Annotated in this window: 25 protein-coding genes; 15 read left to right on the top strand and 10 right to left on the bottom strand. The window is 65.0% G+C overall.

The window, feature by feature from the left end:
• Window positions 1–124 precede the first annotated feature (124 nt).
• The 5 genes from Q390_RS0112550 to Q390_RS0112530 are packed head-to-tail and all read left to right on the top strand — an operon-like array spanning window position 125 to window position 5,645.
• Entirely contained in the window at window positions 125–1,519 is a 1,395-nt protein-coding gene (locus Q390_RS0112550) for a ferredoxin reductase family protein (protein ID WP_027996379.1), read from the top strand.
• 21 nt (window positions 1,520–1,540) lie between these two features.
• The gene (locus Q390_RS0112545; protein WP_027996378.1) at window positions 1,541–1,948 is read left to right on the top strand and encodes a PepSY domain-containing protein; all 408 of its coding nucleotides are present in this window, start codon (window positions 1,541–1,543) and stop codon (window positions 1,946–1,948) included.
• Window positions 1,949–1,976: 28 nt separating this feature from the next.
• On the top strand, window positions 1,977–2,453 hold the full coding sequence (locus Q390_RS0112540; protein WP_027996377.1) for a DUF2271 domain-containing protein: 477 nt from the start codon (window positions 1,977–1,979) through the stop codon (window positions 2,451–2,453).
• An 11-nt stretch (window positions 2,454–2,464) separates the two neighbouring features.
• Window positions 2,465–4,672 (top strand): PepSY domain-containing protein, encoded by a 2,208-nt coding sequence (locus tag Q390_RS0112535; RefSeq protein WP_027996376.1) that lies wholly within the window; start codon window positions 2,465–2,467, stop codon window positions 4,670–4,672.
• Window positions 4,653–5,645 (top strand): FAD:protein FMN transferase, encoded by a 993-nt coding sequence (locus Q390_RS0112530; RefSeq protein WP_027996375.1) that lies wholly within the window; start codon window positions 4,653–4,655, stop codon window positions 5,643–5,645. The genes Q390_RS0112535 and Q390_RS0112530 overlap by 20 nt, the downstream gene beginning before the upstream one ends.
• On the opposite strand, the gene Q390_RS0112525 is transcribed toward Q390_RS0112530, so the two are convergent.
• The 4 genes from Q390_RS0112525 to Q390_RS0112510 form a co-directional block, all read right to left on the bottom strand.
• Window positions 5,642–6,121, bottom strand: a complete 480-nt coding sequence (locus tag Q390_RS0112525; RefSeq protein ID WP_027996374.1) for a hypothetical protein — start codon at window positions 6,119–6,121, stop codon at window positions 5,642–5,644. The two genes, Q390_RS0112530 and Q390_RS0112525, sit on opposite strands and share 4 nt — an antisense overlap.
• A gap of 122 nt (window positions 6,122–6,243) precedes the next feature.
• Window positions 6,244–6,717: a Spy/CpxP family protein refolding chaperone gene (locus tag Q390_RS0112520; RefSeq protein ID WP_027996373.1), complete on the bottom strand. Its 474-nt coding sequence runs from the start codon at window positions 6,715–6,717 to the stop codon at window positions 6,244–6,246.
• Window positions 6,714–7,166 (bottom strand): anti-sigma factor, encoded by a 453-nt coding sequence (locus tag Q390_RS0112515; protein ID WP_027996372.1) that lies wholly within the window; start codon window positions 7,164–7,166, stop codon window positions 6,714–6,716. Before Q390_RS0112515 ends, Q390_RS0112520 begins: the two co-directional genes overlap by 4 nt.
• Before the next feature lie 14 nt (window positions 7,167–7,180).
• Window positions 7,181–7,735: a sigma-70 family RNA polymerase sigma factor gene (locus tag Q390_RS0112510; RefSeq protein ID WP_027996371.1), complete on the bottom strand. Its 555-nt coding sequence runs from the start codon at window positions 7,733–7,735 to the stop codon at window positions 7,181–7,183.
• A gap of 160 nt (window positions 7,736–7,895) precedes the next feature.
• Between Q390_RS0112510 and Q390_RS0112505 the strand changes: the two genes are divergently transcribed.
• The 3 genes from Q390_RS0112505 to Q390_RS19180 are packed head-to-tail and all read left to right on the top strand — an operon-like array spanning window position 7,896 to window position 10,697.
• Complete coding sequence (locus Q390_RS0112505) at window positions 7,896–8,405, top strand: hypothetical protein (RefSeq protein ID WP_156949898.1); 510 nt, start codon at window positions 7,896–7,898, stop codon at window positions 8,403–8,405.
• Window positions 8,402–9,895, top strand: coding sequence for an ATPase domain-containing protein (locus Q390_RS0112500; protein ID WP_027996369.1), 1,494 nt, complete (start codon window positions 8,402–8,404; stop codon window positions 9,893–9,895). Before Q390_RS0112505 ends, Q390_RS0112500 begins: the two co-directional genes overlap by 4 nt.
• A complete protein-coding gene (locus Q390_RS19180; protein ID WP_027996368.1) occupies window positions 9,864–10,697 on the top strand; it encodes a GGDEF domain-containing protein in 834 nt (277 codons plus the stop codon). The genes Q390_RS0112500 and Q390_RS19180 overlap by 32 nt, the downstream gene beginning before the upstream one ends.
• A gap of 19 nt (window positions 10,698–10,716) precedes the next feature.
• On the opposite strand, the gene Q390_RS19960 is transcribed toward Q390_RS19180, so the two are convergent.
• The gene (locus Q390_RS19960; protein WP_156949897.1) at window positions 10,717–10,920 is read right to left on the bottom strand and encodes a hypothetical protein; all 204 of its coding nucleotides are present in this window, start codon (window positions 10,918–10,920) and stop codon (window positions 10,717–10,719) included.
• 310 nt (window positions 10,921–11,230) lie between these two features.
• Here Q390_RS19960 and Q390_RS0112490 point away from each other — a divergent pair, with 310 nt between their 5' ends.
• Together Q390_RS0112490 and Q390_RS0112485 are read left to right on the top strand one after the other, a co-directional pair.
• On the top strand, window positions 11,231–11,950 hold the full coding sequence (locus Q390_RS0112490) for a Crp/Fnr family transcriptional regulator (RefSeq protein ID WP_027996367.1): 720 nt from the start codon (window positions 11,231–11,233) through the stop codon (window positions 11,948–11,950).
• A gap of 190 nt (window positions 11,951–12,140) precedes the next feature.
• A complete protein-coding gene (locus Q390_RS0112485; protein WP_027996366.1) occupies window positions 12,141–12,842 on the top strand; it encodes a Crp/Fnr family transcriptional regulator in 702 nt (233 codons plus the stop codon).
• 3 nt (window positions 12,843–12,845) lie between these two features.
• Here the strand turns inward: Q390_RS0112485 and Q390_RS0112480 are convergent, their stop codons facing one another.
• Window positions 12,846–14,360 carry an FAD-linked oxidase C-terminal domain-containing protein gene (locus Q390_RS0112480; protein WP_051603219.1) on the bottom strand — a complete coding sequence of 505 codons (1,515 nt, stop codon included), beginning with the start codon at window positions 14,358–14,360 and terminating at the stop codon, window positions 12,846–12,848.
• A gap of 47 nt (window positions 14,361–14,407) precedes the next feature.
• Window positions 14,408–15,253: a formyltetrahydrofolate deformylase gene (purU, locus tag Q390_RS0112475; protein WP_027996364.1), complete on the bottom strand. Its 846-nt coding sequence runs from the start codon at window positions 15,251–15,253 to the stop codon at window positions 14,408–14,410.
• Window positions 15,254–15,284: 31 nt separating this feature from the next.
• Between purU and Q390_RS0112470 the strand changes: the two genes are divergently transcribed.
• On the top strand, window positions 15,285–17,978 hold the full coding sequence (locus Q390_RS0112470; RefSeq protein ID WP_245606915.1) for a sensor domain-containing protein: 2,694 nt from the start codon (window positions 15,285–15,287) through the stop codon (window positions 17,976–17,978).
• A gap of 26 nt (window positions 17,979–18,004) precedes the next feature.
• Here the strand turns inward: Q390_RS0112470 and Q390_RS0112465 are convergent, their stop codons facing one another.
• Window positions 18,005–18,829: a ChaN family lipoprotein gene (locus Q390_RS0112465; protein WP_027996362.1), complete on the bottom strand. Its 825-nt coding sequence runs from the start codon at window positions 18,827–18,829 to the stop codon at window positions 18,005–18,007.
• Window positions 18,830–18,891: 62 nt separating this feature from the next.
• Between Q390_RS0112465 and Q390_RS0112460 the strand changes: the two genes are divergently transcribed.
• Both Q390_RS0112460 and Q390_RS0112455 read left to right on the top strand, forming a co-directional pair.
• Window positions 18,892–20,817: a type IV pili methyl-accepting chemotaxis transducer N-terminal domain-containing protein gene (locus Q390_RS0112460; protein WP_027996361.1), complete on the top strand. Its 1,926-nt coding sequence runs from the start codon at window positions 18,892–18,894 to the stop codon at window positions 20,815–20,817.
• Between the two features lie 5 nt (window positions 20,818–20,822).
• Window positions 20,823–21,536, top strand: coding sequence for a response regulator (locus Q390_RS0112455; protein WP_027996360.1), 714 nt, complete (start codon window positions 20,823–20,825; stop codon window positions 21,534–21,536).
• 89 nt (window positions 21,537–21,625) lie between these two features.
• On the opposite strand, the gene Q390_RS0112450 is transcribed toward Q390_RS0112455, so the two are convergent.
• Window positions 21,626–21,931, bottom strand: coding sequence for a BTH_I0359 family protein (locus tag Q390_RS0112450; RefSeq protein WP_027996359.1), 306 nt, complete (start codon window positions 21,929–21,931; stop codon window positions 21,626–21,628).
• A gap of 135 nt (window positions 21,932–22,066) precedes the next feature.
• Entirely contained in the window at window positions 22,067–23,278 is a 1,212-nt protein-coding gene (locus Q390_RS0112445) for a DUF3108 domain-containing protein (RefSeq protein WP_342666097.1), read from the bottom strand.
• 80 nt (window positions 23,279–23,358) lie between these two features.
• On the opposite strand from Q390_RS0112445, the gene Q390_RS0112440 reads away from it, so the two are divergent.
• Entirely contained in the window at window positions 23,359–24,339 is a 981-nt protein-coding gene (locus Q390_RS0112440) for a fumarylacetoacetate hydrolase family protein (protein ID WP_027996357.1), read from the top strand.
• Between the two features lie 43 nt (window positions 24,340–24,382).
• Complete coding sequence (locus Q390_RS0112435; RefSeq protein ID WP_027996356.1) at window positions 24,383–25,021, top strand: response regulator; 639 nt, start codon at window positions 24,383–24,385, stop codon at window positions 25,019–25,021.
• Window positions 25,022–25,037: the final 16 nt, after the last annotated feature.

The following is a 25,037-nucleotide window of genomic DNA, read 5'->3' as shown; positions in this document are numbered from 1 at the left end:
TACCCGCTTCGGCGGGTTATTTTTTGGTGTTGGGCTGATGAACAGAAGATGAACGCGACTTTCAGCATTCGTTCAAGGTGAATCTTCCACAATGGAAGGAACGAAAAAGAAAAGGCCTGACCTCATGCGTATCAAAGTTGCACTAGGAATTTGGCTGCTGGGCATTACCCTGGCATGGATGGCCGTCGCGCCGGCGGAGATGGGCGTGTCGCCACTGGTCAACGCGCAAGGCGCTGCCTTGGGCTGGTGGCAGTTGCGCCAGCACACGATTTATGTGAGCGGGCTGTGGAGCATCAGCCTGATGGCGCTGATCATGCTGCTGGCCCTGCGCCTGCCGCTGCTAGACCGCTTGATGGGTGGCATGGATCAGGTGTATCGCCTGCACAAATGGACGGGTATCGCGGCTGCCTTGACCGCTATCGCCCACTGGGGCGCGAAAGAATCTAGCGGTTTGATCAAGTCCTTCTGGGGCCGTGCTGGCAAACCTGAGCACGACGCGGTTATCCCGTGGCTGACGGATGCTCGGGGTTTTGCCAAAGACTTGGGCGAGTGGGCCTTTTATCTGCTGATCGCCATGGTGGTGCTGACGCTGATTGCACGTTTGCTGCCCTACAAGCACTGGCGCTTGCTGCACCGCGCCATGCCGCTGCTGTTTTTGGCGCTGGCATTCCATGCGGTGGCGCTGATGCCGCTGACCTTCTGGGCATTGCCGCTGGGCGTGATCATGGCACCGCTGCTGGCACTGGGCAGTTTGGCTGCACTGTGGTCGTTGGCGGGCTGGGTCGGGCGTTTGCGCAGCCATGCGGCGCGGATTCACTCGATCACGGTGCTGGGGGATGTGGCAACCGGTGTGGAGGCCGGCGCACCTATCGAGGTGATTTGCGCCATGCCACCGAGCTGGCGCGGCCACCGTGCCGGTCAGTTCGCCTTTGTGCGTTTTGATGCGGCCGAAGGCGCCCACCCGTTCACCATTGCCAGTGCGCCGAATGCGCTGGGTAACAGTCCTGAGGGCGAACAACTGCTGCGCTTGGTCATCAAGCCGCTGGGCGACTACACCCGTACTTTGCAGCGGCAACTGCGCGCCGGTCAGCGCGTGGATATTGAAGGGCCCTATGGCCGTTTTGACGGCGAGGGCTCCCGCCGCCGCCAGCAGGTGTGGGTCGCGGCTGGTGTCGGTGTGACGCCGTTTTTGGCACTGCTAGAAGCGCGCCAGCCGGGCATAGTCCCGGCTGATCGCGATGCTGCCCCGGTACATATGCACTACTGCACGCCCCATGCCCAGCGCGATCCACTGATGGCGCGCTTGCAGGATTTGTGCGCGCAGGCACAGCCGCCGGTGCAGCTGACGGTGCATTGCGGTGCCCAAGGCCAGCGCCTACAGCCGCAGGATTTGCAAGTCGGTTCCGCCCCGCTGGATATTTGGTTTTGCGGCCCGCAAGGTCTGGGCGATGCGCTGCACCAGCACGCCCGCGGTCCCAGCCGCTGGCGCTTGCACCGCGAGTCGTTTGTCATGCGTTAATGTTTTGAAAAGGAGCCTTCCATGAATCACCTTCCTTGCCTGCGCCGTGGCTTGCTGGCTTTGTCACTGGGCCTGGCCACTTTGCCGACCTTTGCCGATGACGATTGCAAGGCACCGATGGAGCATTGGCAGTCCCGCGAGGCGGTGCGGCAAATGGCGGCCCGCGAGGGCTGGCAAATCCAGCGGCTGAAGATCGATGACGGCTGCTACGAGATTCGCGGCACCGATGCCCAAGGCCGCGCCTTCAAAGCCAAGATCGACCCGGAAACCTTGAAGGTGTTGAAGATGAAGCAACGCGACCGCGAGCGTTCCAAAGAGCGCGACCGGGATCGGGATCGCGAGCACGCTGCGCCGCAGCCACCGAGCGGCGCCGCTGCGCCAGCGCCCCTGTTCACCCCTGGCACCGCACCGCGCGGTCAGGTGGAGTAATTTTCTCCCCACACACTGGAGCATCACCATGTCCAAACCCCTTTTGACCACTCTGGCCGCCGCTTGCGTGCTGGCCGTTCCTGCACTGGCGCACAGCCGCCAAGTCACTTTGAGCATCCCACTCAAAAGCTACAGCGGCAACGGCGCTTATGTGGCCGCGTACCTCACCGATGCCAAGGGTGCCTATGCCGGCACGCTGTGGGTGGCCGGCGGCAAGGCCAAGTACTACAAGCACCTGTCGGACTGGAACCGGCTTTCCAGCGGTGACGCCAAGCGCCTGACCGGCGTGACCGGTGCCAGCGTCGGCGCGGGACGCACGCTCAAGGTGACCGCCGACATTGCCGATGCACTGATTGACGCTGGCTACGAAATTCGCCTCGATGCCGCGGTGGAAGATATGCGTGACAGCCCGTCGGAAATCCGCGTACCGCTGACCACCGGCAACGCTGGTAAGCCACAGGCTGGCAAGCAATACCTCCAGTCGCTGACCTTCCAACTGCCATAAAGGACACACGCATGGGCTGGAAAGCAATCCACCGCTGGCTGGGTCTGACGCTGGGCACTTTGGCCTTGGTGCTGGGCATCAGCGGCGCTATCTTGGCATTCGACCCGGTGCAGCAGGCGTGGCAGGCCCCTGCCGCGCCGGGCGGTCTGTCGGTCGCCACGCTGGTGGAGCGCGTGACACGCACCGTGCCAACTGTCGAGGAAATCCGCCACCTGCCCTCAGGTGCCATCGTGGTGTTCAGCTTCGATGGCGACCAAGCGAAGGCGTCTTACGTCGACCCGGCCAACGGCCAAGTGCTGGGCGCTTGGCAGCCCTCGGCGCTGCCGCGCTGGGTGAAGAATCTGCACCGCTCACTGCTGTTGGACGACGCCGGTCGTTGGGCGGCGGCGGGCATTGCGCTGGCGATGGCTTTGATCTGCGTCTCGGCTTTGGTCTTGCTGCTGCGCCGCATGGGCGGCTGGAGCCGGCTGGCGGCGCGGGTACGTGGGTCGCTGGCGCAGCGCATCCACGTAGTCACGGGCCGGGTGGTGTTGGCGCTGTTGTGCCTGACCTCGATCACGGCGCTGTATATGAGCGCGACCACCTTGGGGTTGGTGGCGCTGGACGCTGGAACCGAACCGGAGGTGGTTTCGGTGGTGGCCGCCAATCAGACCGCCTTGCCTGCCCTGCCCGCTGCGCAGTTGATTTTGTTGCAAAACTTGTCCGCACAGGACTTGCACAAGCTAAATTTTCCCGACGCGACAGACCCTGAAGATACTTGGAAAGTTGCCACCAGCCAAGGCGAGGGCTGGATCAACCGCTACTCGGGGCAGACGCTGGCTTGGCAAGATGCCACCTTGGCGCAGCGCGTGTACGACTGGGCGCGGGTGCTGCACACCGGCGAAGCGGCTTGGCCCTGGGCCGTGGTGCTGGCGCTGGTGGGTGCCAGCGTGCTGCTGTTTTGGCTGTCGGGCGTCACCATTTGGTGGCAGACCCGCGGCCAAGCGCCGCACATCACCGGCAACAGCCCGCTGGCGCAGGCCGACGTGCTGATTTTTGTTGCCAGTGAAGGCGGTAGTACCTGGGGCTTTGCCCAAGCGCTGCACGACGCGCTGGGCCACAACGGCCACCGTGTCTACACCGGGGCGCTGGAGCAGTTTCAGACCACGGCCACTACGCGACAGGTGTTTGTGCTGGCCGCCACCTATGGTGAAGGCCAAGCCCCGGCCCACGCTAGCCATGCGCTGGAGCGCATCGCCCAACTCAGCGCCAGCGCGGTACCGGTGACGGTGCTGGGCTTTGGCGACCGGCAGTTTCCGGCCTTCTGCGCTTTTGCCGAGGCGCTGGAGACCACGCTGCGGGCACAGGGTTGGCCTGCGCTGTTGCCGCTGGAATGCATCCACCAGCAGTCGAGCCAGCAGTTTGCACGTTGGGGCAGGACGCTGGCGCAGGCGTTGGGCGAGCCCGTGGTGCTGGACTATGTGCCGCGCATGCCGCCCACCACCGCGCTCACGCTGGTGGCGCGCCAGGACTACCCAGGGAGCACCGGAGAGCCCACCGCCATCCTGCGCTTTGCGTGGCCCGCCCAAGACGGCGGCAGGCACGGTCTGGCGCACTTTGCGGCGGGCGACTTGGTCGGCATCGTGCCGCCGGGATCGGCCGTGCCGCGCTTCTACTCGCTGGCGTCGGGCTGGGCAGACGGTTTTCTAGAAATCTGCGTGCGCCAGATGCCCGGCGGCCTGTGCTCGACGCACCTGCTGGGCTTGCAGCCGGGCCACTCCATGGCGGCCTTTATCCGCTCCAACCCCGGTTTTGCGCTGCCACGCACGCGCCGGCCGGTACTGCTGATCGGGGCTGGCACCGGCGTGGCGCCGCTGGCTGGATTCATTCGTCGCAACGATAAGCACACCCCCATGCACCTGTACTTTGGTGGACGCGATCCGGCGCAGGATTTCTACTTTGGCACCGAAATCCAGCAATGGCTAGGCGAAGGACGCTTGGCCAAGGTGCAGACAGCGTTCTCGCGCGTGCCCGACGGTGGTGGTTATGTGCAGGACGCCTTGCGCCGCGACGCCGAGCGTGTGCGCGACCTGTTGGCGCAGGGGGCCATCGTGCGCGTCTGCGGCAGCCGCGCCATGGCGCACGACGTGGCTGAAACGCTGGATACCCTCCTTGCGCCGCTGTGCTTAAGCGTGTCGCAGCTGAAAGCCAAGGAGCGCTATGCCGAAGACGTTTTCTGAAGCCGCTGCGCCCGCCGTATCTGGCCAGCGCACGACCCTGCATGGCCCGACCATGGGCACGCGCTGGTCTGCCAGTGTGGACGCTGACGCCAACATGGATGTGGTGGCCCTGCAGCAAGCGCTTGCCGCTGCGGTGGCGCAGGTGGATCAGCAAATGTCACCGTGGAAGTCCGACAGCGACCTGATGCGCCTGAACTGCGCGCCGGTGGACGCTAGGGTGGATTTGCCCGCTGAAATACTGGAGGTGCTGGCCTGCGCGCTGGAGATTCACCGCCTGAGCGCGGGCGCGTTTGATCCGGGTGTCGGCGCGCTGGTCGATGCCTGGGGCTTTGGTGCGCTGCGTGATGCGCCGGATGCGGCGGCTATCCACACCGCGCGCCACGCTGTGCCGCGCACGACATCTGAATGCTTGGAACTTGACCTTCCCGGTGGCCGTGCCCGCAAGCACCACCCTGTGCAACTGGACCTGTGCGGCATTGCCAAGGGTTACGCGGTAGACCGCATGGCAACCGTATTGCAGCAGCACGGTGTGCGCCATGCGCTGCTGGCGCTCGATGGTGAGCTGCGCGCCGTGGGCAGTCAAGCCAGTGGTGCGCCTTGGGCGGTGGCGCTGGAGTCACCGCAATCGGGGCAGCGCGCGGTGCATGGGGTCATCGAACTGCAGGATGTGGCCGTGGCCACCTCGGGCGATTACCGGCGTTATCTGAAAGTGGGTGATGCGCGCTTGGCGCACAGCATGGACGCCCGCCGCGCTGCGCCAGTCAACAACGGCGTGGCCTCGGTCACGGTGCTGGCGCGCAGTTGTATGCACGCCGACGCCTGGGCCACCGCGCTGTTGGTGGCCGGCCCCGGCGAAGGCTTGGGACTAGCGCAGCGGATGGGGCTGGAAGTGCTGTTTCTGCTGCGCCGTCCACACGGACTGGTGGAGATGGGGCTGGGGCGGTTTCGCTCCACCCCAACCTTTGTCCCTTAATGCGGCAGCTTGATGGATTTCCAGCCGGCATGGTCGAAGTGCTTGCCGTAGGCATTCGCGGCCTGGGCGACTTCCACTACACCCGCCGCGCGTTTCTGCTCGCCGTGCTTACCCTCGGCGGCTTCCGCGCCGTTCATCAGGTTCGCCACGATGATGTGCAGCTGTTCATCAGCCTTTGGGTCGAGTTTGCAGTTTTCTACGATGTAGGTAATTTGCGCCGTGACGCCCTTGCCGAAGGCGTCGTAGTCGGCGACGGTCGCCTTGCCTGAATGGGCTGCTGGCAGCGTCTGCTGGACCGAGGTGTGGATGGTTGACATGGCTTGGCGCAGCGCGTCGTCGGTGCCCCACTTCTTGCCGGCGTTGAGCTCCAACTTGTGGGGGGCAGCTTGGCTGTGGCCATGGGCGTCGGCAGCGGCCAGTGCGGCCAAGGGGGAGGACAGGGCCAAGGCCAGCAGCAGGGCAAGGGGTGATTGCATGAAACGACTCCAGTAGAGGTTGAACGAGTTGAGGGCCGCTTGGTTGCGGCGGCCTTGTTGTCTTCAACGAACCGTCGCTTGAAATGTTCCCTGTTTTTTTGCGTTGGTTTTTGCCCGCGCAATCAATCGCGGTGCAGCAGCTCTTCTTCTGTGGTTTCTTGGGCGTAGCGGCTCAGCAGCAAGTCCATCAGGCGCTGGCGCTGTGAGTCGTCCAGTAGCTGACGCTCGGCCAGCAACTGTGCAATCACGCGCTGTTGTTGTGCGCCTTGCAGGCCGGCAATCGCCGCTTGTTCGGCATCGATAGCGGCACGGTCTGGCGTGGCGGCAAAAATATGCCGCACCAAGGCCTCGCGACGCTGTTGGATGTCTTGCCAGTTGGTGGTCAATGCCTGTAGAAATTTCGGCTCCAGCTGCTGCCATTGGGTGCGCTGTTCGGCGGTCAGTTGCAGGTAGTCCTGCAAATTTAGGTGGGCCGGCTGCGCGGCCATATCTGCCGGTCGGGGTGGTGCTGGGCGCATGGCGAGGGCGGTGATGATGCCCAGATTCAAAGCCAAGGAGGCGACCAGCAGGTAGCGGATCCAGACGGTGCGGCTCATGGCCTTCCTTTCGACAGGCGGCAAATTTCGACGGCGGCGCACAGTCCGCCCGGTGGCACCGGGTCGAATACGCGCACCATGGTGACGGGGCGAGTGACCGCCGTGGTGCCGCCACCGAGCAGCAGGCCGCCAAGCCAAACGCCCGAAACCAGCGCCAAACCGGCGGTCAGCCCGGTGGGCATCCAGCCGCCCCCGCCCCACAGCGCCGACCAGCGGCGCTGTGGTTGTGGTGGCGGGCGCTGCAGCCGATCTTCCAGACGGGAGGCCAGGTCGAAACCCAAGGTGGGTGACGGCAAGGCGCGCAGGCTTTGTTGCAGTGCCTGCAAATCTGCAAGTTGCTGCTGGCAGCGCGGGCAAGTCTGCAAGTGCTGCTGAAAGCGGGCGCGTTCGCCCGGCTTCATCGCCTGATCGGTATAGGCGGACAGTTCATCGTGTCGGGGGCAAGTCATGGGGTTTCCTCCTATCAACGCGGCATTTTTTCTAGCAGCCCAGCACGGGCACGGGCGATGCGTGATTTCACGGTACCGAGGCGAATGTCGAGCACCTCAGCGATGTCTTCGTAAGACATTGCCTCGATTTCCCGCAGCAGCAGGATTTCGCGGTGTTCGGGGGGCAGCCGCGCCAGCGCGCGTTCGAGGTGGCGCAACCGCTGCACGCTTTCCAGCGTCACATCCGGTGTGGGTGCGGGGTCGGCAAACCCGACATCCTGTTCGTCCCCCAAAGCGACAAACTCGACCCGCTTGTTGCGCCGCAGCCAGTCAAAGGCTTGGTTGCGTGCAATGCGAAACAACCAAGTGGTAAAGCGCGCTTCGGGCCGCCAGCGTGCCAGTGCTTGGTAGGCGCTCAAGAAGGTTTCCTGGGTCAGCTCCAGTGCATCGTCGGGCGAGCGCGTCAATCGCACCAAAAAGCGATAAATGCGGTCCTGGTAGCGCGCCACCAACTCTGAAAACGCCGCCATATCGCCCCGCTGTGCGCGGGCGATGCATTCGTCTTCTTCGAGAGGTTGGAGGGCGCGCATGGTCGTTGCCAGTGTCAACGAACGCGGCGGACAAAGGTTCCATGTGTTTGTCCGTGTATAGAGAAAGGGGGTGGTAGAGCAAGAAGTGCCGCGCAAATAGTTACCAGCCTTGTGTGCGCAATCGCACGGACGAGCGCCATCGTGGTGTTTACTGTGCGGCGTGGCTGACCTGATTTCCCATATACGCAGTCCGCAAGAAATTCAACCCTTCTTGGCGGGTGAGCGGCGCATCAGCGCGCTGGTCACGCGCATCGGGCTGGAAGGCATGCAAGTCCATCTGGCACGGCTGGTGGACGAGGGTGTGGATGCCGGCCACTTGGCCGATCTGGCTGTCACGACCTGGCAGCGTGTCGCCAGGGTTTTGTCGCCTGTTTTTGGCCAGCAGGGTGTGTCCGCTCTTTTCAGGCGCAGCCTGCATCTTGCTCGGGCCCAATACCCGTGGCTGGAGGAAGTGCACCCCGGTGCCACTTCGGCCAGCGACTTTGATGTGTTGCGCGCAGTTCTGGCACAACGCGAGCCGTCCCTGGTGCTGGCCGCCCATGGCTGGCTGCTGAAAACCTTTTGCGACCTATTGGCCAGACTCCTCGGCGAAGCACTTTCGCAGAAGCTGCTCCAGCCGGTCTGGCTGCGTCCCACCCTCCACACCCCCACACAGGGCGACCCTTCATGACCCACGACAGAGCGATCATCCATCAACTACAGACCGGCGTCCCGGGCCTGGACGAAGTCCTTGGCGGCGGGCTGCCGGAATTTTCGTTCAATCTCATTGCCGGACAGCCCGGCAGTGGCAAGACCACGCTGGCGCACCAGATCATGTTTGCGCTGGCGAGCCCGGAGCGTCCGGCGCTGTATTTCACGGGGCTCGGTGAGCCCCCCATCAAGATGCTGCGCTACCAGCAGCAGTTCAAATTCTTCGATTTCGACAAGCTCAACCAATGCATTCGTTTCGTCAACCTGGCAGACGACACCGCCTCCGGCGTCCTCGACTCGGTGCTCCAGCGCATCGTCAAGGAGGTCGAGGCCAGCGGCCCGGGCTTGGTCTTCATCGATTCGTTCCGCTCGGTGCTGCTGGCGGGCCAGGGCGGTGATGCTTCTTATGAGGGCGTGCAGCGCTTCATCCAGAACCTCGGCGTGCTGATGACGAGTTGGCAGGCCACCACGTTCCTGCTGGGAGAGCACCCATCCGAAACCGAACACAACCCTGTTTTCACGATCGCTGACGGGGTGATCTGGCTGCGCCAGAGCGTGCTGGGCAACTCGATTGTGCGCAAGATGGAGGTCATGAAGATGCGCGGCCAACCCACCTTGCCGGGGTTGCACACCTTTCGCATGAGTAACAGCGGTATCCGCATGTTTGCGCCCTCCGCCCTGGTGCCGGCCTTTGCGGCGGACGTCGGGTTGGCGGCATCACCAGGCACACGGCTGGGGACAGGTGTCCCCGGGCTGGACGCGATGATGGGCGGCGGCCTGCCGCGCGGCTATTCGCTGCTGGTCTCGGGGCCTTCCGGCTCGGGCAAGAGTCTGCTGGCGTCGGCCTTCTTGCTGGAAGGCGCGCGCCTGGGCGAAACCGGGGTGATCGCCGCGTTCGAGCAGCGCGCGGCGAATGCGCGCGGTCCGGTGGTGGCAGGCCTGATTGCCAGCGATCGCATTGGCATGATCGATACCAGCGCCCCCGATCTTTCCGTCGATGAGATCGCCTCCCTGCTGGTCGCCGAGATCCACCGGCTCAAAGCCAGCCGCGTCGTGATCGATTCGCTGTCGGGCTTCGAACTCGCGCTGGCGCCCACCTTTCGCGAGGGCTTTCGCGAATCCCTGTCGCGCATGTTGTGGGCGCTGGCGAGTACCGGCGTCACGGTGTTGATGATTTCGGAACTGGAGGATCGCTTCAGCGAGCTGAGCTTCAGCCCCTACGACACCGCCTTTCTGACCGATGCCATCATCGTGCAGCGCTACGTGGAGGTAGAGAGCCGCCTGCAACGTGTGATGGCGGTGGTCAAGGTCCGTGCCAGCGCGCACTCCAACGCTCTGCGCCTGTTCAAGATTGATGACAACGGCATCCACCTCGGCGACATGCTTCCCTTGCAGGAAGGATTGCTCTCGGGCCGCCCGGGGCAGCGACTGGACATGGATGCGCTGGCTGAAGTTGAGCGTGATGCCTAGAAAAAGGAACACCCAGACGCTAGCCACGGCGCGCTTGCTGAGAGCGCTGCGCCTGGAAAATCAACGGCTGCGCGCAGAGCTGACAGCACAGAAGCGGGCGTTACCGACGTCATGGGCGTTGTCCGAGCCACCGCGCAGCGCCGACAGTGCGCATGCCGGGCTGCTGCTGGCGGCCAACGAGCGGCTGCTGATGACCGCGCTTGACGCGGATGCCCTGTCGGATGACCACGCCCTGCAAATCGAACTGCTCACGCGCACCAGCCAGCGCGATGCGCTCACTGGCACGCCAACCCGCGCCGTGATGGCCGACCGTCTCGACAAGGCGATCGGCATGGCGCGGCGCCATGGGCTGCGCACGGCGCTGCTGTTCGTGGACCTCGATGACTTCAAGTCGATCAACGACCAGCTCGGCCACCTTGCCGGGGACGAGGTGTTGCAACTGGTGGCGCGCCGCCTGGAATCGGGTGTGCGCGATTCCGACACCGTCAGCCGGCACGGGGGCGACGAGTTCCTGGTGCTGCTGGCCGAACTGTCGCATGCCAGCGATGCGGCGGCGATCGCCACCAAAATGCTCGCCGCCGTGGCGGAGCCGGTCTGTGTGGCGGGTCGCGAACTGGTGATCTCGGTCAGTGTGGGAATTGCCGTTTACCCCGAGGACGGCGAGGATGCCTTGACGCTGATGGCCAAAGCTGATGAAGCGATGTATTGCGCCAAGAAGAACCGGCACGGCAGCTTCGTGTTTTACCGCAAGCCTCCCTGCCTGCAGCTGCTCATCGTGCCAGGCGGTGCGGCGCATCGGTGAACTGCGCCCCAGGAACGCGTCAGAGCAAGGCTTGTGCCCTGGAGATGGCGACGCCTGAAACGCTGGCGGGCCAGGTTGCGCTCGGCGTTGCGCCGAGCAGCGTATCGGTACGCGCGCGTGCGGTATGGGGGGCCAGATCCAGTACCCGCTGCTCCGCCACCAGTGCGGTTTTGAGAGCCGTGAGGCATGTGCTCTCTTGCAGGGGGAATTTTGTGTCAGACATAGCGGTTTCCCATCATTGATTATTTGGCGCTCGGTGAGCGCGCGCGGCACCTGTTGGTGCAACCGCGCGATCGCGGCAAAAGTTTCCTTGGCCAAGTCGGTACAAGCATGGCCCCTGGACGCGTTTTTATCCGTGCGCTAGCGTACGGATCGTTGCATTTCGAAACGCATTAACCCAGGCGCTGATCTCGGGAAACCATCGTATAAGGTGGCGTCTTTTGTGCGCTAGCGCACAGATGAAACCGACCCAACTGCCTATGCTGGGTCAGTCTCACATACGTCCAAGACCAGACTCCGTCTGAAAAATTCACATGGGTATTACTCCAGATCCATCGGCCAACAGTTTGCTGGCTTCGCTTCCCGAGCCTGAATGGCAGCGCATCGCACCCCTGCTGGAGGCGGTGGATCTGCCGCTGGGTCAGGTATTGCATGAGTCGGGCGGCAAGATGAGCCATGTGTACTTCCCCACCAACGCCATCGTCTCGCTGTTGTATGTGCTGAAAAACGGTGATTCGGCCGAAATCGCGGTGGTCGGCAACGAGGGCGTGGTGGGCATTGCGCTCTTCATGGGCGGCGAAACCACACCGAACCGCGCGGTGGTGCAGAGTGCCGGCAAGGGCTACCGCCTGCGCAAAGCCGACATCAAGGAAGAATTTGCCCGCTCCGGCCCGGTGCTGCACCTGTTGTTGCGCTACACCCTGGCGCTCATGACGCAGATAGCGCAAACCGCCGTCTGCAACCGCCACCATACGCTGGATCAGCAGCTGTGCCGCTGGTTGCTGCTGAGTCTGGATCGCCTGAGCGGCAACGAGCTGGTGATGACGCAGGAATTGATTGCCAACATGCTGGGCGTACGCCGCGAGGGCGTGACCGAAGCGGCGCTGAAGCTGCAAAAGCTCGGCCTGATCCGGTACGCCCGTGGCCGCATTAGCGTGCTCGACCGTGCTGGACTGGAAGAGCGCACCTGCGAGTGTTATGCGGTGGTGAAAGATGAATACGACCGCCTGCTGCCTTACAGCAAGGCATTGTAGGGGCCCATAGGGCGATGCATGTGGCGTGGCCCTGAGCCCCCAGCCCTGACCCTGGTGTGCGCTGGCAGACAGTCAGAACTTGCGGCGCACTGCAATACTGGGGGGGTGGTGGATTCATGCGCGTGGGTATGGGCGCTGCCAGAGGCCGCCCCCCTTTGGGTGTTTCTGAACGAACAGTGAGGACATCCTGATGGTACAAGCCGAAAACCTGCTGATCCAGCAACTGCCCAAGGCGACGCGCAAGCGCCTGCTGGATCAGTGCGAACCGTTTGAACTGGTGCTCTCCGCCGAATTGAGTGTGCGCGGTAAGCCGCTGAGCCATGCCTACTTCCCGCAGTCGGGCTTTATTTCGCTGGTGATTGATGTGGACACCTACCCGGCGTTAGAGGTGGGCATGGTGGGGCGCGAATCCATGGTTGGTTCTGAGCTGGTGCTGGGCCTGGCCAAGACGCCGTGGCGTGCGCTGGTGCAGGGGGCCGGCCACAGCTATCGTATCGACGCCAAGACCTTGCGGCGGGAATGCCTTGTCAGCCCGAAGCTGCGCCAGGTGATGCAGACCAGTCTGCTGGTGCGGCTGCACCAGCAGACGCTGGCCTCGGCCTGCGAGCGTTTTCACGCGATCAGTCAGCGTCTGGCCCGCTGGCTGCTGATGAGCCAGGACCGGGCGGAGGCGGACACCTTTCGCGTCACCCAGGAGTCCATGGCGCTGATGCTTGGCGTGCGCCGCGTCGGCGTCACGGTGGCCGCCAATGAGTTCAAAAAGAGCGGCCTGATCAAATACCACCGGGGTGCAATCACCGTGCAGAACCGATCAGCGCTGGAGGCGCAAGCGTGTAGCTGTTACGCCACCGACCGGCAGCTGTATGCCGAACTGACCGAAGGCCCGGCTTAGGCTTCAGAAGCGCGGCAAATCCGGGTGCTTGATCTGCCCGCCGCGCACCAGCATTTTTCCGTACTCGGCGCAGCGGTGCAGCGTCGGAATGACCTTGCCCGGGTTGAGCAGGCCGGCGGGGTCAAACGCCGCCTTGAGGGCCAGCATCTGTGCGTTTTCTTCTGCGCTGAACTGCACGCACATGCTGCTGAGTTTTTCGATGCCGACGCCGTGTTCGCCGGTGATGGTGCCGCCCATGGCGACGCTGGTTTCCAGAATGTCGGCGCCAAACAATTCGCAGCGGTGCAGCTGGTCCGGGTCGTTGGCGTCAAACAGGATCAGCGGGTGCAGGTTGCCGTCGCCGGCATGGAACACGTTGGCGCAGCGCAGTTGGTACTTTTTCTCCATCTCCTGGATGGCCAGCAGGATGTCGGCCAGGCGCTTGCGCGGGATGGTCGAATCCATGCACATGTAGTCGGGACTGATGCGCCCGCTGGCCGGAAAGGCGTTTTTGCGCCCGCTCCAGAAGCGCAGGCGCTCGGCCTCGTTCTGGCTCACGGCAATGGCGGTGGCGCCGGCAGCGCGCAGTACGGCGCTCATGCGGCCCATTTCTTCTTCCACTTCTTCGGGCGTGCCGTCGGATTCGCACAGCAGGATCGCCTCGGCGCTCAGGTCGTAGCCGGCGTGGACAAAGTCTTCGACGGCGGCCGTCATCGGCTTGTCCATCATCTCCAGCCCAGCCGGGATGATGCCGGCGGCAATCACGTTGGCCACGGCGTCGCCGGCTTTGCGCATGTCGTCAAAGCTGGCCATGATGCAGCGCGCCAGTTGCGGCTGGGGGATGAGTTTGACGGTGACTTCGGTCACCACCGCCAACATGCCTTCGCTGCCGACGACAGCGGCCAGCAGGTCGTAGCCAGGCGCGTCCAGCGCAGTGCTGCCGAAAGTGACGGCTTCGCCCGCAGCAGTAAAGCCCCGCACCTGCAGCACGTTGTGCAGGGTCAGGCCGTATTTCAGGCAGTGCACGCCGCCGGAGTTTTCGGCCACGTTGCCGCCGATGGTGCAGGCGATCTGGCTGCTGGGGTCGGGCGCGTAGTACAGGCCGTAGGGCGCTGCCGCCTCGCTGATGGCCAGGTTGCGTACACCGCACTGCACCACTGCGGTGCGGCTGCGCGGGTCCATTGTCAGGATTTGGTTGAACCGGGCCAGCGACAGCGTCACGCCCAGGGCGTGCGGCAGGGCGCCGCCCGACAGCCCGGTGCCGGCACCGCGTGCCACCACCGGCACGGCTAGGCGGTGGCAGGCCTGCAGCAGCGCCTGCACCTGTTCGGTGGTCTCGGGCAGCGCCACCACCAGCGGGCGCTGGCGGTAGGCGGTCAGGCCGTCGCACTCGTAGGGCGTGGTGTCTTCGCTGTGCCACAACAGCGCGTGCGCCGGCAGGTGTTGCAAGAGCGCCTGCACCACCTCGGCCTGGCGTGCGGCGCGGCTGGGCGAGGGGGCGATGGGGGCGGCAGCTGGGGTAGGGTGGGCGGACGTCATGGTGGGGACTGTAGAGGAAACGCGCGCGGCCACAGCCCCGGCCTGGTTTAGCGAAAGATGACGGTTTTGTGGCCGTTGAGCAGCACCCGGTGCTCGCTGTGCCACTTCACGGCGCGCGCCAGCACCTGACTTTCGGTGTCGCGGCCACGGGCAGTTAGAGCTTCTACGGTGTCTTTATGGTCCGCACGTGTAACGTCTTGTTCGATAATCGGGCCTTCATCGAGATCGGCCGTGACGTAGTGCGCCGTGGCGCCAATCAGTTTCACCCCCCGGTCGTGCGCCTGGTAATAGGGCTTGGCGCCCTTGAAGCTGGGCAGAAAGCTGTGGTGGATATTGATGGCGCGGCCGGCCAGTTTGGTGCACAGGTCGTTGGACAGCACCTGCATGTAGCGCGCCAGTACCACCAGCTCGGCGCCTTCGGCTTGGATGATGTCGTATTGGCGTGCTTCCGCCTGGGCCTTGGTGGCGGCAGTGACGGGAATGTGGTGAAACGGGACGTTGTAGCTGGCCGCCAGCTGGTAGAAGTCGCGGTGGTTGCTGATGATGGCGCGGATGTCTACCGGCAGTAGGCCTGACTTCCAGCGAAACAGCAGGTCGTTGAGGCAATGACCTTCGCGGCTGACCAGAATTACCGTGGGCATAGGCTGCGCGGTGGCGCTCAGGTTCCAGCGCATTTGGTAGGGCTGGGCAAAGGTGGTGAGGTGTTCAGACAAGGCCGTGTGGCTTTGTGCACAGGCAAATTGCACGCGCATGAAAAACAACCCGGTCGCGGGGTCGTTGTATTGCGCAGCTTCTTCGATGTTGCCGCTGTGTTCGAGCAAAAAGCCCGACACAGCGTGTACCAGCCCGAGTTGGTCGGGGCAAGAGAGGTTCAGAACATAGGCGTGGGTCATAGCGGCAAGATTGTCGCAGCATGACCGACGCATGAAGGAACAGATGAACGCATCGATGGATAAAAACAACCGCCCCCCATTTTGGCGACCGTGGATTGGCTTGGTCTCGTACCTGGTCATTGGGGCGCTGTGGGTGCTGGTGGGCGAGCCTTGGCTGGCCGATATGGCTGTCGATAAAGAGCATTTGCAGCACTACCAAATATGGAAGGGCTGGCTGTATGTGCTGTCCACCGGGGCGCTGGCCTGGTGGCTGCTGCGCCGCGCGCAGCGGGCCGAGGGCGTTCGCCGGCTGGCCGAGAAAAAAACCATGAATGTGCTGCGCAACGCCCCCGCCGGCATTGCGCGCATCACCATTCCGGGACAGTTTTTGTGGGCCAACGAGCAGATGCTGCGGATGCTGGATACGAATCCCGAGGAGGTGCTGGGGTTCAATTTTCGCGAGGTGGTGCGCGCTGCCGATCGCAACTGGGCGGTGCAGCAGCTTGACCGCCTGCTGGCGGGCGAGATTGACCACTATGTTGGCGAGCGCGAATGCCACCGCCTCAGCGATGGCCGGCGCGTACCGGTGCTGTGCACCGTGACGCTGGTGCCGGCGCTGGCCGATGAAGCCGCGCACTTGCTCTGCGTGCTGCAAGACACCGGCCCGCTGCATGCCGCACGCGCTGCCTTGGCGCGCAGCGAGACGCGCTTGCAACTGGCGCTGGAGGCCAGTGGCAGTGGGGTGTGGGATTGGGACATGCTGCAGCGCCAGTGTGATTTTTCTCCCGGCATGGCGCGCATGTTGCGCTACACCGGCGACAACCTAAGCCGTGATTTTCGCTTTGAAGCTCGCCTGCATGACAGCGAGCGTGCCTCGGTGGTGGCTGGCTTGCGCCGCGCGATGGCGTCGGGCGGGCTCTGGATCGACAACATGCGGCTGCTGTGCTATGACGGCACGTACCGCTGGTTCATGGCGCGCGGCCAGTGCGTGCTGGGTGCGCAGGGCCAGACCGAGCGTTTTTCTGGTGTGCTCACCGATATGTCGGATGAGCGCGACGCCCAAGAGCGCCAGCGCCTGGCCTCTACCGTAGTCGATAACACCACCGAAGGCGTGCTGGTGACCGATGCGCACAGCCGCATCCTGTCGGCCAATGCCGCCGTCACGCGGCTGCTGGGTTACACCGAGAGCGAATTGCTCGGCAAGACGCCCAACCTGTTCAAGTCCGGCCGCCACGATATCGCGTTCTACAGCGCCATGTGGGCCACCATGGCCGTCACCGGTCGCTGGCAGGGTGAGATCTGGAACCGGCGCAAAAACGGCGAGATTTTTCCGGAGCACATGTCCCTGAGCGCGGTACGTGACGAGACCGGGACCGTCACGCACTACGTGTGCATGTTCAGCGACATTTCAGAAGAGAAAGCCCAGCAGAAACGCCTGGACGCGCTGGCGCAGAACGACCCGCTGACTGGCCTGTCCAACCGCTCCTGGTTTATTCAGCAGCTCGATGCCGCCGTGCAGCAGGCGACGGCCTCGGGCGAGATGCTGGCGGTGCTGCAACTCAACCTGGACCGCTTCAAGGACGTCAACGACAGCTACGGCCATGCCGCCGGCGATGCAGTGCTCAAGCACATTGCGCTGCAGGTGCATTCGGCGCTGCGCCCCGGCGATTTGCTCGGGCGCATGGCGGGCGATGAAATGGCGGTGGTGGTGCGCCATTTGCGCCACCCCGAGGGCGCCGCTGCCGTGGCGCGCCAACTGCTGGCTGCCGTCGCGGTGCCGTGGTGTTCGCCCGATGGCTTTGAGGTGGTGGCTGGTGCCAGCGTCGGCATCTGCATGTTCCCGACGCACGCTGCCAGTGCCCAAGCACTGCTGCAAGGCGCGCACGCGGCGGTGTATGGTGCCAAGGCGCGCGGGCGCGGCGCCTGGTGCTTCTTCCATGAAGAGATGACGCAGGCGGCGCGTGAGCGGCTGGAGCTGGAGGCGCGTCTGCGCCAGGCCATGGCGCAAGGCCATTTGTCGCTGCACTACCAGCCGCAGGTCGATATTGCCAGCGACCGCATCGTCGGCGCCGAGGCACTGCTGCGCTGGCACGATCCGCAAGAGGGCTGGATCTCGCCGGTGCGTTTCATTCCGGTGGCCGAGTCGTCCGGGATCATTGGCCCGCTGGGCGAGTGGGTACTGGAGACCGCCTGCCGCCAGGGCCGGCTCTGGCTGGATGCCGGACTGGCGCCGGTGACCATCGCCATCAACGTCTCGCCGCGCCAGTTTCACCTGACCGATCTGGTGGACTGCGTCAGCGGCGTGCTGTCGGCCACGGGTTTTCCGGCCAATCGGCTGGAGCTGGAGATCACCGAAAGTGCTCTGGCCGAGCAGCCCGAGGAGGCGCTCAAGGTGCTGCGGCGCATGGGTGACCTGGGTTTGCGCCTGGCGGTGGATGACTTTGGTACCGGCTATTCGTCGCTGGCACACCTCAAGCGCTTTCCGATCGACGTACTGAAAATCGACCAGAGCTTCATCCGCGAAATTCCGCAAAGCGCGGACGACATGGCCATCAGTGCCGCCATCATCGCCATGGGCCAAAGCATGGGCTTGGAGGTGCTGGCCGAAGGGGTGGAAACGCCCGAACAACTGGCGTTTTTGCGCGCGCGTGGCTGCCACAGTTACCAGGGCTATCTGCGCAGCCGCCCGCTGCCGGCAGCCGAGTTTGCTGTGCTGCTGCAGGCACAAAAACTGGCGCCGGTGTGAGGCCGGTGGACGGGCGCTGAGGGCGGTTATTGGGGCTTGGTGCCTGCTGCGCCCGGCCACTGCTGGCGCAGCGGCGCGCAGGCGTCGTGCGCTGGCAGGGCGGGCGTCTGGTGTACCCAGTCTGCTTCTTCTTCGATAGCGGCTAGCGCTTGTCCTGCCTGGGCTACAGCCACTTTTGCCACTAAATTCTTCGGCAGGTACAGCGGCACCCCCAGGGTGCGCTGGACATGGCCGACGCCGGCCACCACCACCACCACCTTGCCGCGTTGCACGGCAGCGGCAGCGGTGTGCGCCAGCTGCAGGTCGCGGGCAATCTGCACGCGCACCATGCCGGGCAGCATTTTTTCGGGCAACAGATCGCAGTGGCCTTCGCGCACCGCCTGCTGCTGGCGCTGCCAGGCGGCGGCGGGCAATTGGGCGTCCAGGGCGGTATCGGTCGTGGTGGCGTTGAGCCGCTTGCGCGGCAGGTTGCCGCCCAGCACCGGCACACCCTCGCGCACGGCGGCCATGGCCACCGGCCCATACGCGGCCCAGGGCCAAGCGGCGTCGTTCCAGTACAGCGCTTTTTGCACTGCGGCTTCGCTGGCATCGGGCGCCAGTGCCTGGGTGCTGCGGCCTTGCTCGGCCATTTCCAGCACCAGCGCCGCCAGTTCGCCGCGCTGCGCCAGCCATTGCACGGTGTCCTTCTCCCACGTCTGGTGTTCAGGGGCGTCGTGCTGCTCGCCCAGCAGCAGGATATCGGCCGGCAGCAGGGCCTGGCGCGCGCGCAAGGGCAGCGGCGCCGTGCACGCCGTGCTGCCCAGTACCAGGGCCAGGGCGCAGAGACAGAGGAGTAAGGAGCGAGGGCGCATGGCCACCATGGTAATGGGGCGGGGGCGGGGGCTGCGGCAGGGGCCTCTCTTACACTGCCGCCATGCGCAAGTCCCACACGCTCACCACCAAGCTGCTGGCCATGGGGCTGGTGTTTTTGCTGGTAGCGATGGCCTCGATCAGCCTGACGCTGTGGATCGCCTGGCGGCTGGAGGGCAGCGCCGCTGCGGTCAATGAGGCCGGGCGCTTGCGCATGCACACCCTGCGCATAGTCTTGGCGTTGCCAGGTGAATCGCCCGCCGAACTGGCGCAGCGGGTGCTGCAGTTCGATGCCAGCTTGGAGTTGCTGCGCGTGGGCGACCCGATGCGCCCGCTGTATGTGCCCTGGAGCGAGGACACACGCAGCCGTTTTGACGCCATTCGCACCGCGTGGGCCAGCGTGCACGGGCAGTGGCTGGGCTCCCAGCGGCCCGGCGCGGCGGCGGTGTTGGGGCAGGCCGATGCCTTTGTGCAGCGCATGGATGGTTTTGTTGATGCCATCGAGGTGAAAATCATGCGTTGGACGGCCGTGCTGCACCTGTTCCAGCTGCTGCTGGTAGCGGTGGCGATTGCCGCTGCCGTGGCCTTCATGGCCATCAGTTACTGGGTGGTGCTCAGCCCGGTGGCGCTGCTGCAGCAGGCCTTGGCACGCATCCGCCAGGGCGAATTGGGGACGCGTCTGGAGGTGGCGTCGAACGATGAATTTGGCCAGCTCATGCAGGGCTTTAACCTGATGGCCCGGGCGATGCAGACCTCGCACGCCGATCTGGAATCGAAAGTGCGCGAGAAAACCGCCAGCATCGAAATCAAGAGCCAGCGCCTGGCGGCCTTGTACCAAGTCAGTGCACAAGCCTCCGAGGCCGGCAATCTGGAGGTGCTGGCGCGCGGCTTTGTGCGCCAGGTGCGCAGCGTCTCGGGCGCCGATGCGGCGGTGGTGCGCTGGTCGGACGAGGGTAACGAGCGCTACGTCATTCTGGCCACCGATGGCCTGCCGCGCGCCATGGCCGAGCAGGAGCAATGCCTGCAGGCGGGCAGTTGCTTTTGTGGTCAGCCGCAGCGCAAACCGGGCGCGCGGGTGATCTCGATCACGCCGTCCACGCCGATGTTTTTGCCGCATTGCCACGAGGCCGGCTATGAAACCCTGGTGGCTCTGCCGGTGCAGGTGCACCAGCGCGTGCTGGGTGAACTGAACCTGTTCTTTCGCTCGCCGGTCGAGCTGACGCCGGACATGCGCGAGCTGCTCGAAGCCATGGTGCGCCATCTGGCCAGCTCGATGGAAGGGCTGCGCGCGGCGGCGCTGGAGCGCGAGGCAGCGGTGGCCGAAGAGCGCAGCCTGCTGGCGCGCGAGTTGCACGACTCGATTGCCCAGTCGCTGGCGTTTTTGAAAATTCAGACCCAACTGTTGCGCGATGCGGTGGCCAAGGGCAATGTCGCCGCACGCGAGCGCAGCATGGCCGAACTGGATGTGGGCGTGCGCGAGTGCTATGCCGATGTGCGCGAACTGCTGGTGCACTTTCGCACGCGCACCAGCGCCGAAGACATTGAAGCGGCGCTGCGCACCACCCTGTCCAAGTTCGAGCACCAGACCGGCATGGCCACCCAGCTGACCATGCAAGGCCACGGCCTGCCGCTGGCGCCGGATGTGCAGATCCAGGTGCTGCACATCGTGCAGGAGGCGCTGTCGAATGTGCGCAAGCACGCCCAGGCCAGCCGCGTGCAAGTGCGCGCCTATCGCCATCCGCACTGGCGTATCGAGGTGCAAGACGACGGCGTGGGTTTTGACCCGACACCTACCGCAGCCGACTCCTTGCATGTCGGTCTGGGCATCATGTACGAGCGCGCGCTCGGCATTGGTGCGCGCGTGCATGTCCAGTCGGCGCCCGGTCAGGGCACCATGGTGACCATCGAGTTGGCACCCGGCGCCCCGGCACACGCCATGCTGGCGCCCCCCTCTGCGCGGGGCAAAAATTCCACCCTTCCGTTGCACTGAACTCCATGCCCGATTGCACGCCCCTTGCTCCCATCACCCTGTTGGTGGTCGATGACCACACCTTGTTTCGCCGTGGCCTGATTGCGCTGCTGGAGCAGGATGCCGGCCTGCAGGTGGTGGGCGAAGCCGGCGACGCTGCGCAGGCGCTGCGCCTAGCGCCGGCGCTGCAGCCCGACGTCATCCTGCTCGATAACCACCTGCCCGGTGTGCGCGGCATCGATGCCGTGAAAGACCTGCGCCAGCTCGCGCCGCAGGCACGGGTGCTGATCCTCACCGTGAGCGAAGACGCGCACGACTTGGCCCTGGCGCTGCGCAACGGCGCGCAGGGCTATCTGCTCAAGACGATTGAAGGCGATCTGCTGGCCCAGGCCATCCGCCGGGCGATGTGTGGCGAGCCGGTGGTGAGCGTGGAGTTGATGGGCAAGCTGGTAGCGGCGTTTCAGGCCCAGGACGCGCTGGCGCCGGCGCTGCTCGCGGCGGCGGTGCCAGCCCCGGCCGGGCACGGCTGCGCCAGTGCTGCAGCGCCTGCCCTATCGCCACGTGAAGAAGAGGTATTGCGTGAAATCGCCCGCGGCGCCAGCAACAAGGAGATTGCGCGCACGCTGGACATTGCCGAAACCACGGTAAAAATCCACGTGCAGCACATTTTGCGCAAGCTCAACCTGAGCTCGCGTGTGCAGGCTGCGGTCTACGCCGCCGACCGGCTGCGTCTGTCTTGAAGGCTGGGGGTCTATGTGCTATTGAATAAATAGCATATAGCGCATGTCACTCAAGCGTTTGAGGCTGTTTTGAGGCTGAATTCGTCACTTTAATGCACCACCACCGGGTTTTGCGCCAGCCCGGTATAGCGGTCCAGGGTGTCTTCGACCTCTTCCTGGGTCGGTGCATCGCGCTGCCAAGCCAGAATTTTCTGCTGGAACATCTCGGCCCAGGAGCCATCCAGATACAGCTCTTTGCCCGAGCGCTTATCGACGATCTGAAAACCGTGGCGGGCCAGTTGTGGCACCGGTTCGGGGCTGTCGGGGCTGTCCGCGCTGGGGACGTGCTCCTGCTCCAGGGCGTCCGGCAACATGTGGACAACCACAAAAGATTCTGAGTCGTAGAGCATTTGCATGGTGATCTCCCTGATCGGTGTGCTTGTCAGATGACAGCATTTGCGCGGAGTTCAAGTCCTGCGCGGGCGTAGTGCCTGTTGGGGAGTATCCCCCAAGCCCTGCGGCGCTGCTGTGGCTGGGGGACTGGCCGCTGCTCAGGGCGGTGCCTGGCTGCGCAGACGCAGGTCGGCAAAGTCGCCATTGGCCTGGGTAATGCGGATGCGCACCGGCAGGTAGCCCAGCGTGGGCGCCAGCCACAGTTCGGCCTTCTGGTCGTACTCATGGTCGCGCCGGGGCAGGCGCTGCAGTTTGAGTGCGCTGAGGGCCCCGGTCGGCAAATCCAGCATTTCCGTGCCCTGCACCGTGAACGCCCACACATCGGCCGCGCGTGCACCCACCGTGGCCAAGCTGATGCGCGTGCCGGGCGGATAGCGCTCGGGCGCCGCCGCCAGCAGGGCGCCCAGCTGGATAAATACGCTGAGCCGGTCTTGCGTGCCCACCACCATCGCTGCCGGCGGCGTGTTGGCGCTGAAGGTGACCTGGCCTTGGGCGTAGTCGAAATGTGCGGCCTGCTCGTTGCGCGCGCGGTCACCAAAGCGCTGCGGGCGCAAACCGCCGTCGCTGAGGGCCCCCACGCTGGTTTGCGTGCGCGCGCCCAAAAACAGCAGGCTGATCTCCTGGCGCGCCTGGTAATGCTGGCCGTCGTGCTGCCACAGCAGCTCGGCACGGGCGCTGTAGTGGAATTTCTTTGCTTCGCCGCTGACATCGAACTGCAGCCGCCGTGGTGCCGGAATCTGCACTGCTGGTGTCGTGCCGGGGCCGCTGCGGGCCACGGCGCCGGGCACTTCGATGTCGATGGCGCCGGTCGGTGCCAGGGACGTGGGCAGCACGGGTTCTGTTGGAGCGGCAGAGGTGCTGCCGGCAGGGACGTTGGGCGTGGGGTTGGGATCGGTGGCGGCAGCTTGCGCGCCCGCCCCTTCCGGCGCTGCAGCGGCGCCGGGCGTTTCAGCCTCTGCGGGGGGGGTGGACGCGTTCTCGGCGCTGGCCTCGGATGGGGCCATGGCGGCAACCGCACTGGCGGGCTGCGGCGTGGTGTCTGGGGCGGGGAGGGCCTGCGGCGTGACCGGCGCCGGCGGTTGCTTGCGCACTGGCGTACGGCGCACCGGGGCGGACTTGGGGACGGCAGCGGCTGCGCTGGAGGGGGGCGGGGACGGCGCGGGGGCCGGCGCGGCCAGCGTGCGCGTGCTGAACACCTGCGCCGGCGGGGTCAGGGGAGCGTGCTGCTGCAGTGGCAAGCCGACCAGCACCAGCCAGTGCAGCGCCAGCACCAGCGCCGTCAGCCGCCACCGCGTCAGGCGCGGCATCATTGCCGCCACGCCTGACGCTGGCAGCGGCCGACAATACGGCCGCGCGTAACCCTTTTGACATTCACAAAGACCTTGCTCCCATGAAATTAGCCACCTACAAAGACGGTTCCCGCGACGGCCAACTGGTGGTGGTGTCGCGCGACCTGAGCAGCGCGCATTATCCGACCGGCATTGCCAGCCGCCTGCAGCAGGTGTTGGACGACTGGACTTTCCTGGCGCCACAGCTGCAGGACCTGTCGGTGCAGCTCAACGCCGGGCGCGTGCGCCACAACTTTCCTTTCGATCCACGCCAGTGCATGGCCCCGCTGCCGCGAGCCACCCAGTATCTGGGCGCCGTCACCCCGGCGCTGCAGCAAAGCACTGCCGGCACGCCGCTGATGTACCAGGGCGCCAGTGACGATTTTCTCGGCCCGTGTGACGACGTGCCCATCGCCAGCGAAGCCATGGGCATTGACTTTGGCGCCGAAGTGGCGGTCATCACCGGCGACGTGCGCCGCGCCTGCACGCCCGAGCAAGCGCTGGACAGCGTGCGCCTGCTGCTGCTGGCCAATGCCGTCTGCCTGCGCCAGCTGCTGCCGGCCGAACTGGAGCGCGGCTGGGGCCCGCTGCAAGCGCGCCCGACCACGGCGTTCAGCCCGGTAGCGGTGACGCTGGATGAGCTGGGCAGCGCTTGGCAGGGTGGGCGACTGCACTGGGCGCTGCAATCGAGCTGGAATGGGCGCAAGGTCGGCCTGAGCGACGCCGGTGCGGAGATGCCGTGGCACTTTGGTCAGCTGATCGCCCACGCCGCGCGCACCCGCTCGCTGCGCGCCGGCAGCATCGTCGCCAGCGGTACCGTGCGCAGTCCCGCGGTGCCCGCCAGCAAAGGCCGCACCGACTGGCCCAAGGGCTACCACTGCCTTGCCGACAAGCGCGCCATCGAAACCCTGCAGGACGGTCAGCCCAGCACCGACTACCTGCGTTTTGGCGACACCCTGCGCATCGAGATGAAAGGCGCTGACGGCCACAGCCTGTGTGGCGCCATCGATCAGGCGATTGCGCCCGTGGCGACAGCGGGGTAAATAGGGTTTCGGTGCCTTCAATGCCCGTGGCAGACTGCAGGCCATGTCCAAGCCTACGCTGTTGGTCGCCGATGACCACCCTTTGTTCCGCGCTGCGGTGCTGCATGTGCTGCACCAGCGGCTGCCGCAGTTCTGCACGCTGGAGGCCGCCAGTGCCGCCACGCTGGGCAGTACGCTGCAGCAGCACCCGGAGGTCGAACTGGTGCTGCTCGACCTGAGTATGCCGGGCGCACGCGGTTTTTCAGCGCTGCTGCATGTGCGCGGTGAATACCCCGAGGTGCCGGTGGTGGTGATTTCATCCAACGACCACCCGCGCGTCATCCGCCGGGCCCAGCAGTTTGGCGCCGCCGGTTTTATCCCCAAGTCAGCCCCGGCGGAGTCCATGGGCGAGGCGATTGCCAGCGTGCTCGATGGCGGTAGCTGGTTTCCCGCGATGGCCGCCGAGCGCTCGGAGGCCGACGCCGAGCTGGCCGCGCGCCTGGCGCAGCTGACGCCGCAGCAGTTTCGCGTGCTGCTGTGCCTGGCTGATGGCTTGCTGAATAAACAGATCGCCGCTGAGCTGGGACTGGCCGGCAACACCGTCAAAGTGCATGTCACCGCCATCCTCAAAAAACTGGCCTGCTACAGCCGCACCCAGGCCGCCGTGCTGGTCAAAAGCCTCGAGCCTGAGAACGGGCTTTGACCCAGAGTCCAAGTTG

The sequence above is a fragment of the Simplicispira psychrophila DSM 11588 genome (assembly GCF_000688255.1).
In the GTDB taxonomy this organism is placed as follows: domain Bacteria; phylum Pseudomonadota; class Gammaproteobacteria; order Burkholderiales; family Burkholderiaceae_C; genus Simplicispira; species Simplicispira psychrophila.
Note: the sequence above shows the minus strand (reverse complement) of the source record. Positions and strands in the feature narration are given on the sequence as shown.

Bases quoted from the DNA above. Each gene is read 5' to 3' on its own strand.
- Q390_RS0112465 (WP_027996362.1), bottom strand. From the start codon at position 18,829: ATGCGCCCTCGCTCCTTACTCCTCTGTCTCTGCGCCCTGGCCCTGGTA.
- Q390_RS0112510 (WP_027996371.1), bottom strand. From the start codon at position 7,735: ATGCGCGCCCTCCAACCTCTCGAAGAAGACGAATGCATCGCCCGCGCA.
- Q390_RS0112535 (WP_027996376.1), top strand. From the start codon at position 2,465: ATGGGCTGGAAAGCAATCCACCGCTGGCTGGGTCTGACGCTGGGCACT.
- Q390_RS0112460 (WP_027996361.1), top strand. From the start codon at position 18,892: ATGCGCAAGTCCCACACGCTCACCACCAAGCTGCTGGCCATGGGGCTG.
- Q390_RS0112515 (WP_027996372.1), bottom strand. From the start codon at position 7,166: ATGACTTGCCCCCGACACGATGAACTGTCCGCCTATACCGATCAGGCG.
- Q390_RS19180 (WP_027996368.1), top strand. From the start codon at position 9,864: ATGCGCTGGCTGAAGTTGAGCGTGATGCCTAGAAAAAGGAACACCCAG.
- Q390_RS0112545 (WP_027996378.1), top strand. From the start codon at position 1,541: ATGAATCACCTTCCTTGCCTGCGCCGTGGCTTGCTGGCTTTGTCACTG.
- Q390_RS0112530 (WP_027996375.1), top strand. From the start codon at position 4,653: ATGCCGAAGACGTTTTCTGAAGCCGCTGCGCCCGCCGTATCTGGCCAG.
- Q390_RS0112450 (WP_027996359.1), bottom strand. From the start codon at position 21,931: ATGCAAATGCTCTACGACTCAGAATCTTTTGTGGTTGTCCACATGTTG.
- Q390_RS0112500 (WP_027996369.1), top strand. From the start codon at position 8,402: ATGACCCACGACAGAGCGATCATCCATCAACTACAGACCGGCGTCCCG.
- Q390_RS0112550 (WP_027996379.1), top strand. From the start codon at position 125: ATGCGTATCAAAGTTGCACTAGGAATTTGGCTGCTGGGCATTACCCTG.
- Q390_RS0112485 (WP_027996366.1), top strand. From the start codon at position 12,141: ATGGTACAAGCCGAAAACCTGCTGATCCAGCAACTGCCCAAGGCGACG.
- Q390_RS0112490 (WP_027996367.1), top strand. From the start codon at position 11,231: ATGGGTATTACTCCAGATCCATCGGCCAACAGTTTGCTGGCTTCGCTT.
- Q390_RS0112520 (WP_027996373.1), bottom strand. From the start codon at position 6,717: ATGAGCCGCACCGTCTGGATCCGCTACCTGCTGGTCGCCTCCTTGGCT.
- Q390_RS0112435 (WP_027996356.1), top strand. From the start codon at position 24,383: ATGTCCAAGCCTACGCTGTTGGTCGCCGATGACCACCCTTTGTTCCGC.
- Q390_RS0112445 (WP_342666097.1), bottom strand. From the start codon at position 23,278: ATGATGCCGCGCCTGACGCGGTGGCGGCTGACGGCGCTGGTGCTGGCG.
- purU (WP_027996364.1), bottom strand. From the start codon at position 15,253: ATGACCCACGCCTATGTTCTGAACCTCTCTTGCCCCGACCAACTCGGG.
- Q390_RS19960 (WP_156949897.1), bottom strand. From the start codon at position 10,920: ATGTCTGACACAAAATTCCCCCTGCAAGAGAGCACATGCCTCACGGCT.
- Q390_RS0112440 (WP_027996357.1), top strand. From the start codon at position 23,359: ATGAAATTAGCCACCTACAAAGACGGTTCCCGCGACGGCCAACTGGTG.
- Q390_RS0112480 (WP_051603219.1), bottom strand. From the start codon at position 14,360: ATGACGTCCGCCCACCCTACCCCAGCTGCCGCCCCCATCGCCCCCTCG.
- Q390_RS0112540 (WP_027996377.1), top strand. From the start codon at position 1,977: ATGTCCAAACCCCTTTTGACCACTCTGGCCGCCGCTTGCGTGCTGGCC.
- Q390_RS0112455 (WP_027996360.1), top strand. From the start codon at position 20,823: ATGCCCGATTGCACGCCCCTTGCTCCCATCACCCTGTTGGTGGTCGAT.
- Q390_RS0112525 (WP_027996374.1), bottom strand. From the start codon at position 6,121: ATGCAATCACCCCTTGCCCTGCTGCTGGCCTTGGCCCTGTCCTCCCCC.
- Q390_RS0112470 (WP_245606915.1), top strand. From the start codon at position 15,285: ATGAAGGAACAGATGAACGCATCGATGGATAAAAACAACCGCCCCCCA.